The organism is Gammaproteobacteria bacterium (genome assembly GCA_013696315.1).
Lineage (GTDB): Bacteria > Pseudomonadota > Gammaproteobacteria > JACCYU01 > JACCYU01 > JACCYU01.
In genome coordinates, this window is the sequence record JACCYU010000038.1 from 23,748 (window position 1) to 32,506 (window position 8,759).

Annotated in this window: 18 protein-coding genes; all 18 read right to left on the reverse strand. The window is 59.7% G+C overall.

The features are described 5' to 3' along the window. Positions 1-38: 38 nt before the first annotated feature. Positions 39-659, reverse strand: coding sequence for a 30S ribosomal protein S4 (gene rpsD, locus H0V34_02525; GenBank protein MBA2490611.1), 621 nt, complete (start codon positions 657-659; stop codon positions 39-41). A gap of 81 nt (positions 660-740) precedes the next feature. Further along, on the reverse strand, positions 741-1,130 hold the full coding sequence (rpsK, locus tag H0V34_02530) for a 30S ribosomal protein S11 (protein ID MBA2490612.1): 390 nt from the start codon (positions 1,128-1,130) through the stop codon (positions 741-743). 37 nt (positions 1,131-1,167) lie between these two features. Next, positions 1,168-1,524 (reverse strand): 30S ribosomal protein S13, encoded by a 357-nt coding sequence (rpsM, locus tag H0V34_02535; GenBank protein ID MBA2490613.1) that lies wholly within the window; start codon positions 1,522-1,524, stop codon positions 1,168-1,170. Positions 1,525-2,028: 504 nt separating this feature from the next. After that, on the reverse strand, positions 2,029-2,142 hold the full coding sequence (gene rpmJ, locus H0V34_02540) for a 50S ribosomal protein L36 (GenBank protein MBA2490614.1): 114 nt from the start codon (positions 2,140-2,142) through the stop codon (positions 2,029-2,031). Positions 2,143-2,171: 29 nt separating this feature from the next. Beyond that, the gene (gene secY / locus H0V34_02545) at positions 2,172-3,512 is read right to left on the reverse strand and encodes a preprotein translocase subunit SecY (protein ID MBA2490615.1); all 1,341 of its coding nucleotides are present in this window, start codon (positions 3,510-3,512) and stop codon (positions 2,172-2,174) included. A gap of 7 nt (positions 3,513-3,519) precedes the next feature. Further along, positions 3,520-4,005, reverse strand: a complete 486-nt coding sequence (rplO, locus tag H0V34_02550) for a 50S ribosomal protein L15 (GenBank protein ID MBA2490616.1) — start codon at positions 4,003-4,005, stop codon at positions 3,520-3,522. Positions 4,006-4,124: 119 nt separating this feature from the next. After that, positions 4,125-4,307: a 50S ribosomal protein L30 gene (gene rpmD / locus H0V34_02555; protein MBA2490617.1), complete on the reverse strand. Its 183-nt coding sequence runs from the start codon at positions 4,305-4,307 to the stop codon at positions 4,125-4,127. Further along, positions 4,291-4,821, reverse strand: coding sequence for a 30S ribosomal protein S5 (gene rpsE, locus H0V34_02560; GenBank protein ID MBA2490618.1), 531 nt, complete (start codon positions 4,819-4,821; stop codon positions 4,291-4,293). Before rpsE ends, rpmD begins: the two co-directional genes overlap by 17 nt. 94 nt (positions 4,822-4,915) lie before the next feature. Next, positions 4,916-5,269 carry a 50S ribosomal protein L18 gene (rplR, locus tag H0V34_02565; protein ID MBA2490619.1) on the reverse strand — a complete coding sequence of 118 codons (354 nt, stop codon included), beginning with the start codon at positions 5,267-5,269 and terminating at the stop codon, positions 4,916-4,918. A gap of 124 nt (positions 5,270-5,393) precedes the next feature. Further along, the gene (gene rplF, locus H0V34_02570; protein MBA2490620.1) at positions 5,394-5,927 is read right to left on the reverse strand and encodes a 50S ribosomal protein L6; all 534 of its coding nucleotides are present in this window, start codon (positions 5,925-5,927) and stop codon (positions 5,394-5,396) included. A 15-nt stretch (positions 5,928-5,942) separates the two neighbouring features. Further along, on the reverse strand, positions 5,943-6,338 hold the full coding sequence (gene rpsH / locus H0V34_02575; GenBank protein ID MBA2490621.1) for a 30S ribosomal protein S8: 396 nt from the start codon (positions 6,336-6,338) through the stop codon (positions 5,943-5,945). A gap of 83 nt (positions 6,339-6,421) precedes the next feature. After that, entirely contained in the window at positions 6,422-6,727 is a 306-nt protein-coding gene (gene rpsN, locus H0V34_02580; protein ID MBA2490622.1) for a 30S ribosomal protein S14, read from the reverse strand. 2 nt (positions 6,728-6,729) lie between these two features. Then, positions 6,730-7,287, reverse strand: a complete 558-nt coding sequence (gene rplE, locus H0V34_02585) for a 50S ribosomal protein L5 (protein ID MBA2490623.1) — start codon at positions 7,285-7,287, stop codon at positions 6,730-6,732. Continuing rightward, positions 7,288-7,605, reverse strand: coding sequence for a 50S ribosomal protein L24 (gene rplX, locus H0V34_02590; GenBank protein ID MBA2490624.1), 318 nt, complete (start codon positions 7,603-7,605; stop codon positions 7,288-7,290). It abuts the gene before it with no gap. A gap of 76 nt (positions 7,606-7,681) precedes the next feature. Further along, positions 7,682-8,050: a 50S ribosomal protein L14 gene (gene rplN, locus H0V34_02595; GenBank protein MBA2490625.1), complete on the reverse strand. Its 369-nt coding sequence runs from the start codon at positions 8,048-8,050 to the stop codon at positions 7,682-7,684. A gap of 45 nt (positions 8,051-8,095) precedes the next feature. Next, positions 8,096-8,368, reverse strand: coding sequence for a 30S ribosomal protein S17 (gene rpsQ, locus H0V34_02600; GenBank protein MBA2490626.1), 273 nt, complete (start codon positions 8,366-8,368; stop codon positions 8,096-8,098). Further along, positions 8,368-8,589 (reverse strand): 50S ribosomal protein L29, encoded by a 222-nt coding sequence (rpmC, locus tag H0V34_02605; GenBank protein ID MBA2490627.1) that lies wholly within the window; start codon positions 8,587-8,589, stop codon positions 8,368-8,370. Before rpmC ends, rpsQ begins: the two co-directional genes overlap by 1 nt. An 18-nt stretch (positions 8,590-8,607) precedes the next feature. Continuing rightward, positions 8,608-8,759, reverse strand: a 152-nt coding sequence (locus tag H0V34_02610; protein ID MBA2490628.1) for a ribosomal protein L16, incomplete at its 5' end; no start/stop codon positions are given.

Genomic DNA, 8,759 nt, shown 5'->3' on the forward strand with positions numbered 1-8,759 from the left:
AACAGTGCTACCTCGTAAATTCCAGTAAATTTGAACGATTACTTGGAGTAAAGCTCGACCACCAGCGATTCGTTGATATCCGGCGGCAGTTCGTCGCGCTCGGGTGTGGCCTTAAACACGCCTTCCATCTTCTTGGCGTCGACTTCCACCCACTCGGGCATGCCGTATTGTTCCGCGACGTTAAGGGCATCCTGAATGCGAAGCTGCTTCTTCGCTTTTTCGCGCACCGCCACTACGTCCCCGCCGCTGACGGTAAAGGACGGGATATTCACAACCTGACCATTGACCGCGATCGCCTTGTGCCGCACCAGTTGCCTCGCCTCTGCCCGGGTGGCCGAGAAACCCATCCGGTACACGACGTTATCCAGCCGGCATTCCAGCAGCTGCAGCAGACGCTCGCCGGTCGCGCCCTTGGAACGCGACGCGGTCTTGTAGTAGTTGCGGAACTGTCGCTCCAGTACGCCGTATATCCGGCGCAGCTTTTGTTTTTCACGCAGCTGAACACCGTAATCGGATATGCGTGTGCGTCGGTCGCCGTGCTGGCCGGGAATCTTGTCCAGCTTGCACTTCGTATCGAGCGCCCGCGTCCGACTCTTGAGCAACAGATCAGCGCCTTCGCGGCGGCTAAGTTTGCATTTCGGTCCCAGATATCGCGCCATTTACAGCTCCAGTGACTCCGGCCCAAGCCAGGGCCGGCAGGCAAATCAGTTAACGCAGCAGGAATCCTGGCCAGCGACCAGCTATACGCGGCGTCTTTTCGGCGGACGGCAGCCATTGTGTGGAATGGGCGTCACGTCGTTGATGTTGGTGACTTTGAAACCGACGTTGTTCAATGCCCGGACCGCCGATTCACGCCCCGGTCCCGGACCCTTGACCATGACCTCCAGGTTCTTGAGACCGAACTCCAGTGCGGCCTTGCCCGCGGTTTCAGCCGCTACCTGCGCGGCGAACGGCGTGCTTTTGCGTGACCCGCGAAAACCCGACCCACCCGATGTCGCCCAGCACAAGGTGTTGCCCTGCCGGTCACTGATGGTGATGATGGTGTTGTTGAACGACGCATTGATGTGCGCCACGCCGTCCGAGACGGTTTTCTTGATTTTCTTACGCGAGCGTACCGGTGCTTTAGCCATCTGTTCTTAGATTCCGGGAGGATTGATTCCGAGTAGGTTACTTCCGAATGGCGCGACGCGGACCTTTGCGCGTGCGCGCGTTGGTGCGTGTACGCTGCCCGCGCAACGGCAGGCCGCGCCGATGACGGATGCCGCGATAACAGCCGAGGTCCATCAGCCGCTTGATGTTCATGGTGACGTCGCGTCGCAGGTCACCCTCGACAGGGTACTTGCCCACTTCCGTACGCAGCTTGTCGATCTCGATCTCGCTCAAATCCTTGACCTTGATCGTTGGCTGCACGCCGGCACGCTCACAGATCCCGCGCGCGCGGGTGCGGCCGATCCCGTATATCGACATCAGGGCGATTTCAGTGTGCTTCTGAACGGGGATATTGATACCTGCGATGCGCGCCATTCAAACGAACTCCAAGTTAATTACCCGTATTAATGCTACAAAGCGGCAAAACCGCGCATTGTAGCGAGTTCAACAGCATCATTCAATATCGGTGACTACAGTTCCGAATCAGCCGAAACGACCATGTCGGGTCGTTCGATCGATGCGAGACTGAGTTGTGCCCGCCATCCCTGGCGCGGCAACTGCGCGTCGCTAACCCCCTGCCCGAACTTCCTCGTAGGGGCCTTCGCCGGGAAAATGACACGTTAAGTGTCACTTTTCTTAATCCGGCTCCGCCGCTCTGCGCTGTCCTGCTTCGAGCCCCGGCCCAGCCACGACATCCCTGTCCTGTCGTTCGATCGAAAAATCAATGCACTGGATCGCTGCGCAACGACGCATGTCACATAGTTTATTACATGCCATCTGGGGCGCAGCTAGTCGTCTTCGCTAAGCCCCGGCCCGCACATCCTTATGCGTGCGTTCGCCGGGGAAACGACACATTGAGTGTCGTTTCCTTAATCCGGCTCACCCCTGGCGCTGCTTGTGTCGCGGGTTGGGGCAGATGACGCGCACAACGCCGTTGCGGCGTATCACCTTGCAATTACGACAAATCCGTTTAACCGAAGCCTGTACTTTCATGTTGCTTATCCTGCTCTAGGGAACGAGCGCTACCGTAGCAGTCCCGATTTGCCATAACTCTTGAGGTTGGCCTTTTTCATCAGGCCTTCATACTGATGCGACATCAGCTGCGCCTGCAGCTGTGCCATGAAGTCCATCACCACCACCACAATAATGAGCAGCGAGGTGCCACCGAAGTAAAAGGGTACGTTCCACGCCAGAATCAGAAACTCCGGCAGTAGGCACACCAGGGTGATATAAATCGCGCCGACGCCAGTCAGCCGGGTCATTACGCCATCGATATAGCGCGCGGTCTGGTCGCCGGGCCGGATGCCGGGAATGAACGCGCCCGATTTTTTGAGATTATCCGCCGTCTCACGCGAATCGAACACGATCGCGGTATAGAAAAAACAGAAAAAGACAATCGCTGTGGCATAGAAAGCCACATACAGCGGTTGCCCGGGGCTCAGCGCGGTCGACAGATTCTGCAGCCAGCTCATGCCGTCGGCGCGGCCGAACCACTGACCCAGGGTCGCCGGGAACAGAATAATACTGGACGCGAAGATCGGCGGAATCACACCCGCCATGTTCAGTTTCAGCGGCAGATGGCTGCTCTGTGCCGCGTACAATTTGCGCCCCTGCTGTCGTTTGGCGTAATTGACCGTGATGCGCCGCTGCCCCCGTTCGATGAATACCACCGCGCCGGTGACCGCGATCGCTAGCGCGAACAGCAGGATCACGAAAGCCGCGGACAGTTCGCCGGTGCTGGCCAGTTCCAAAGTGCCGCCAATCGCCGAGGGCAGGCCGGCTACTATACCCGCGAAGATAATAATCGATATGCCGTTGCCGATGCCGCGCTCGGTGATCTGCTCGCCCAGCCACATCAGAAACATGGTGCCGGTCACCAGGGTCACCACGGACGTGAAAATGAATCCATAGCCCGTGTGGATGGCCACACCCTGACCCTGCAACGCGACCGACACGCCGAGCGCCTGAAACGTCGCGAGCCCCAGGGTGCCGTAACGCGTGTACTGAATAATCTTGCGGCGACCGGATTCGCCCTCTTTCTTGATCTCCTTCAGCGCGGGCACCACGGTGGTCATCAACTGCACGATGATGGACGCCGAGATGTACGGCATGATGCCGAGCGCGAAGATCGACAGCCGCTCCAGCGCGCCGCCCGAGAACATGTTGAACATGTCCAGGATGGTGCCGCTCTGCTGGTCGAAGAACTGCGCCATGGATTCGGGATTGATGCCCGGCACCGGGATGAACGTGCCGACGCGATAGACGACCAGCGCCATCAGCACGAACAGCAGGCGCTTGCGCAGTTCGGTGACTTTGCCAAGACCGCCGAACGACGCGGCCATTGCGGAAGTAGATGACGCCATTACTGTTCTACTGTTCCGCTTCGCGGCCCTTGTCTTTCTCAATCACGGCGGGCTCATCTGCGGGTGTCACCGAACCGCCCGCCGCCTCGATCGCCGCGCGCGCGCCGCGTGTGACCGCGATACCTTTAATGGATACCGCCTTGGTCAGCGCGCCGGAGGCGATAATCTTGACCCTGGTGGTGCGTCGTCCGATCGCGCCCTGCGCCTTGAGCACTGCGAGATCGATCGTCTCGGCGTCAATCGAATTCAATCTGTCCACACGCAATTCCTCTGAATCGCGCTTCTTCGCCGATACAAACCCGAACTTGGGCAGCCGGCGCTGCAGCGGCATCTGGCCGCCCTCGAAGCCCACCTTGTGATAGCCGCCGGCGCGCGCACGCTGGCCCTTGTGGCCGCGGCCGCAGGTCTTGCCCAGACCGCTGCCGATCCCGCGGCCTACGCGCTTGGCGTCGGTGCGGCTACCTTTTGCGGGTTGCAGGGTATTGAGTTTCATCATTGTTCCTGGTTGATCATTGCCGGCCGAACTGCTTCGGCGCCATTAGCATCCGGGACGATGCGCCTGTCATGCGGGACGATTGCGCCTGGAGCCGCCCGGTCACGCGCGTTTCGCGTTTAACGCCCTTCCACTTTCAGCATATATTTAATTTTCTCGATCATGCCGCGATTCTGCGGTGTGTCTGACACCATCACCGGGTTATGTATCCGCCGAATACCTAGACCCCGCGCGCAGGCGCGGTGATTTTTCATCCGCCCAATCAGACTGCGGACCAGCGTTACCTTAAGCGGTCCGGTCATCGACTCGCGCCCCCAGCATCGCATCCACAGTCATGCCCCGCTTGGCAGCGAAAAACTCGGGCGCCTGCATGTTCGTCAACCCCTTCATGGTGGCGCGCACCACGTTGATCGAATTGCGTGAGCCGATCACCTTGGCCAGCACATTGTGCACGCCCAGCACCTCGAACACGGCACGCATCGCGCCACCGGCGATGATCCCGGTGCCGTCCGAGGCCGGCTGCATGTGCACCTTGGCGGCGCCGTGGCGCGACGTGACCGGGTAATACAGCGTGCCTTCATTCAACGGCACGTGCATGAGGCTCTTGCGCGCCTTTTCCATCGCCTTCTGGATGGCGAGCGGCACCTCGCGCGCCTTGCAGTAACCGAAGCCTACCCTTCCCTGACCATCACCGACGACCGCCAGCGCGGTAAACCCGAATTGCCGGCCGCCCTTGACGACCTTGGCCACACGGTTGACCGTGATCAGTTTTTCCTGCATGCCATCGGTGACTTTATTACCGTCGCTTTGAGCCATCACTTACCTTTTTCGGATTGTCATCCGACCGCGCTTAATTGCGCAGCCAGTATCTATTGAACGCGCGCCGCTGCCACCGCTGCGCGCGCAATGTTCAGAACTCCAGGCCGCCCTCGCGCGCCGCATCCGCCAGGGCCTTGATGCGGCCATGGTACTTGAACCCCGCGCGGTCAAAAGCGATCCGTGTAATCCCTTTCGACTTCGCGCGCTCGGCGATCAGTTTTCCGACCCGGATCGCGGCCTGCACGTTGCCGGTGTTGGCGAGTCCCTGCTTGACCTCGCCTTCCAGCGAAGAAGCGCACGCCAGCACGCTCGCACCGCCGGGGGCGATAAGCTGTACATAGATGTGTCTGGGCGTGCGATGCACGCACAGCCGATACGCTCCCAGGGTGCGTATCTTGTTGCGCGCCCGTTGTGAGCGCCGTTTGCGGCTGAGTCGTTTGTCCAACATGATTAGTCAATACCAACAAAATATGTAATGTCTGTAACTGAGAAACACAGCCCGGGAAACCGAAGCATACGTTTCAGCATTATCGTCAACACCGCACGCACAGAACTGATCAGGCACGCCGCTATTTCTTCTTGGCTTCCTTGCGGACAATGCGTTCGCCCGCATACTTGACGCCCTTGCCCTTGTAAGGTTCCGGCCGGCGAAAATTCCGAATCTGCGCGGCGACATGTCCGACCAGTTGCTTATCGATGCCACGCACGATCACTTCGGTCTGCGTCGGGGCCTCGACCGTGACGCCTTTCGGCATCGGATACTCGATGGGGTGCGAGTACCCCAGGGTCAAATTGAGCGTGTTGCCCCGGACCGAGGCGCGATAGCCGACTCCCACCAGCTCCAGCTTACGCTCGAACCCCTGGCTTACCCCTTGCACCATGTTATTGAATAACGCGCGCATGGTGCCGGCCATCATCATGCCGGAGTCCACTTGCGGCTCTGAATCGAACACCACGCTGTCTTGTTGCTGAGTGACGGTCACGCGCCGGTGAACGTTGAACTGCATCGCGCCTTTCGGACCCTTGACGCCTACGGTGCGGCCCTGAACGCTGACTTCCACACCCGCGGGGATCGCAACCGGATTTTTGGCAACTCTGGACATCGTATAACTCAGGTCTCAGGCTACGAAACAGAGCACTTCGCCGCCATGACCCGCCGCGCGCGCCGCGCGATCGCTCATCACTCCCTGCGGGGTCGATACGATGGCGATGCCAAAGCCGCCGCTTACCCGCGGGATCTCCTGCACGCCGCGGTACACTCGCAGGCCAGGACGACTCACACGCCTGATCATCTCGATGACAGGCTTGCCGAGATGATACTTGAGCACGACCGACAGCTCGGGTTTGTTGTCCCGCTGCTCCACGGAAAAGTCCTGCACATAACCCTCCCGCTTCAGCACCTCGGCGACCGCGAGCTTGATGCGCGAGGAGGGCATGCTGACCTGCACCTTGGCCGCCGTCTGTCCGTTGCGGATGCGGGTCAGCATGTCGGAAATTGGATCGCTCATACTCATGGTTTCATTCTCAACGGATGCTTAGTTCTCACAGAGCCTGCTATCAACACATGCGATCCGGTTACCGGTTGTCTCACGATGATTCACCAGCTCGATTTAACCAGGCCGGGCACGTCCCCGCGCAGGGCGGCTTCGCGCAGCTTGTTGCGCCCCAAACCGAACTTGCGGTAAAAGCCATGCGGACGGCCCGTCAACGCGCAGCGGTTGCGCAGGCGCACAGGGCTGGAGTCGCGCGGCAGCTTGCGCAACTGCGCCTGCGCTGCTCGCCGTTCTTCCAGGGACGCCTCGGCGTTTCCAATCGTGGCCTTGATCGCGGCGCGCTTCTTGGCGAATCGCTTCACTATCAGTTCGCGCTTGCGTTCGCGCTCAATCATCGACGTCTTTGCCATAACTATCCCTGACCGCCGGCTTGTCGCCGGAACGGAAAATTGAAGGCTTCTAGCAACGCGCGCGCTTCATCGTTGCTGCGCGCGGTGGTGCCGATTGCAATGTCCATCCCTCGCAGGACATCGATCTTGTCGTATTCGATCTCCGGGAAAATAATCTGCTCGCGCACACCCATGTTGTAATTGCCGCGTCCGTCAAAGCCCCTGGGGCTCAAGCCACGGAAATCGCGGATGCGCGGAATCGCGATATTGACCAGCCGGTCGAGAAACTCGTACATGCGCGCGCGACGCAGAGTGACCTTGCAGCCGATGGGCCAGCCCTCGCGAATATTGAAGCCCGCAATCGACTTGCGCGCGACCGTCACGACCGGCTTTTGACCCGCGATGCGCGTCATGTCTTCGACCGCGTGGTCGACGATTTTCTTGTCGCCCACCGCTTCGCCAAGCCCCATGTTCAAGGTGATATTGGTGAAGCGTGGCACCTGCATTACGTTCGCATAGCCGAAGTGTTCAGCGAGCTGTTTTCGCACGCGGTCCTGGTATTGTGCATGCAGGCGCGTCATTTAGGCGTCAACCACTTCGTCATTGGCTTTGAAAAAGCGGACCTTGCGGCCGTCACCGAGCTGCCGGAATCCGATGCGCCCGCCCTTGCCCGTGGCCGGATTGAACAGCATCACGTTGGAGCCGTGGATCGACATCTCACGCTCCACGATGCCACCGCCCACACCACGCTGAGGGTTGGGCTTGGTGTGCTTTTTGGCGACGTTGACGTTCTCGACCACGACCCGATCATTGCGCAGCACGCGCAACACGGTGCCCCGCCTGCCCTTGTCCTTGCCCGAGATGACAACGACGTCGTCGCCTTTTTTCAATCTGTTCATCGATGGCCAATTCGGTAAGTCGTTTGCAAAAAAGTCAGTGTACAGAATACACGGGAGTTACAAGATCCCGGGCGTTTTACAGAACCTCGGGCGCCAGCGAAATAATCTTCATGAAGCGCTCGCCGCGCAGCTCGCGCGTCACCGGTCCGAAGATTCGCGTGCCGATCGGCTGTAACTGGTTGTTCAACAACACCGCGGCGTTGCGATCGAAACGAACCAGCGAACCATCGGTGCGTCGCACCCCTTTGGCGGTGCGCACCACCACGGCGCTGTATACTTCGCCCTTCTTGACCCGCCCGCGCGGAATCGCGTCCTTGACGCTGACCTTGATGATATCGCCGATGTGCGCGTAACGCCGCTTTGAACCGCCCAGCACTTTTATACACTGAAGCTTGCGCGCGCCGCTGTTATCGGCGGCCTCCAAGACCGTTTCAGTCTGAATCATGGCCGTGTCCTTTTAATTAGCTATCGCTATTGCGCTTATGCGAGCCTACTGCGAATTCCTGTCGAGCACCTGAACCAGCTTCCAGGCCTTGGTCTTGGAAAACGGGCGGCATTGGGTGATCGATACCTTGTCACCGAGCTTGCTCTCATTGCGCTCGTCGTGCACATGCAGCTTGCTCGAACGGCGCATGTATTTGCCGTACAGCGGATGCCGCACCTGCCGGTCGATTCTTACCGTCACCGTCTTGTCCCGCTTGTCGCTGACCACCTGGCCGGTTAGCGTGCGCTGGACGTGGCTCTCTGCTTTCGTTTCGTTCATTAGGGCGTGCCGCCTGCCGCCGACACACTGCCGGATGCGGCACGCTCGGTCATTATGGTCTTGATGCGCGCGATATCGCGGCGCAGCTTCGCGAACTGATCATGTCGGGGCGCCTGGCCCAGTCCCCGCTGCATGCGCAGATTGAACTGCGCGCGCAACAGCGCCAGCAGTTCCTTGTCCAGGTCCGATGCGGACTTCTGCCGCAGTTCACTTACCTTCATCGTTGCTTGTCCGTCAACTCACATTACGGTGCGAATTACAAACGTCGTGCTGATCGGCAGCTTGGCCGCCGCCAGGCGCAACGCCTCGCGCGCGATGTCTTCATCAACACCTTCCATCTCGTAGAGCATGCGACCGGGCTGAACCTGGGCGACCCAGTACTCGACGTTAC

What these genes read in the sequence shown, in the direction of transcription:
- rpmD (MBA2490617.1), bottom strand. Translation starts at nt 4,307, where the DNA reads ATGACCGGACCGCTTAAGGTAACGCTGGTCCGCAGTCTGATTGGGCGG.
- secY (MBA2490615.1), bottom strand. Translation starts at nt 3,512, where the DNA reads ATGGCGTCATCTACTTCCGCAATGGCCGCGTCGTTCGGCGGTCTTGGC.
- rplN (MBA2490625.1), bottom strand. Translation starts at nt 8,050, where the DNA reads ATGATTCAGACTGAAACGGTCTTGGAGGCCGCCGATAACAGCGGCGCG.
- rpsQ (MBA2490626.1), bottom strand. Translation starts at nt 8,368, where the DNA reads ATGAACGAAACGAAAGCAGAGAGCCACGTCCAGCGCACGCTAACCGGC.
- rpsN (MBA2490622.1), bottom strand. Translation starts at nt 6,727, where the DNA reads ATGGCAAAGACGTCGATGATTGAGCGCGAACGCAAGCGCGAACTGATA.
- rpsK (MBA2490612.1), bottom strand. Translation starts at nt 1,130, where the DNA reads ATGGCTAAAGCACCGGTACGCTCGCGTAAGAAAATCAAGAAAACCGTC.
- rplE (MBA2490623.1), bottom strand. Translation starts at nt 7,287, where the DNA reads ATGACGCGCCTGCATGCACAATACCAGGACCGCGTGCGAAAACAGCTC.
- rpsM (MBA2490613.1), bottom strand. Translation starts at nt 1,524, where the DNA reads ATGGCGCGCATCGCAGGTATCAATATCCCCGTTCAGAAGCACACTGAA.
- rpsD (MBA2490611.1), bottom strand. Translation starts at nt 659, where the DNA reads ATGGCGCGATATCTGGGACCGAAATGCAAACTTAGCCGCCGCGAAGGC.
- rpmJ (MBA2490614.1), bottom strand. Translation starts at nt 2,142, where the DNA reads ATGAAAGTACAGGCTTCGGTTAAACGGATTTGTCGTAATTGCAAGGTG.
- rpsE (MBA2490618.1), bottom strand. Translation starts at nt 4,821, where the DNA reads ATGGCTCAAAGCGACGGTAATAAAGTCACCGATGGCATGCAGGAAAAA.
- rpmC (MBA2490627.1), bottom strand. Translation starts at nt 8,589, where the DNA reads ATGAAGGTAAGTGAACTGCGGCAGAAGTCCGCATCGGACCTGGACAAG.
- rplO (MBA2490616.1), bottom strand. Translation starts at nt 4,005, where the DNA reads ATGAAACTCAATACCCTGCAACCCGCAAAAGGTAGCCGCACCGACGCC.
- rpsH (MBA2490621.1), bottom strand. Translation starts at nt 6,338, where the DNA reads ATGAGTATGAGCGATCCAATTTCCGACATGCTGACCCGCATCCGCAAC.
- rplX (MBA2490624.1), bottom strand. Translation starts at nt 7,605, where the DNA reads ATGAACAGATTGAAAAAAGGCGACGACGTCGTTGTCATCTCGGGCAAG.
- rplF (MBA2490620.1), bottom strand. Translation starts at nt 5,927, where the DNA reads ATGTCCAGAGTTGCCAAAAATCCGGTTGCGATCCCCGCGGGTGTGGAA.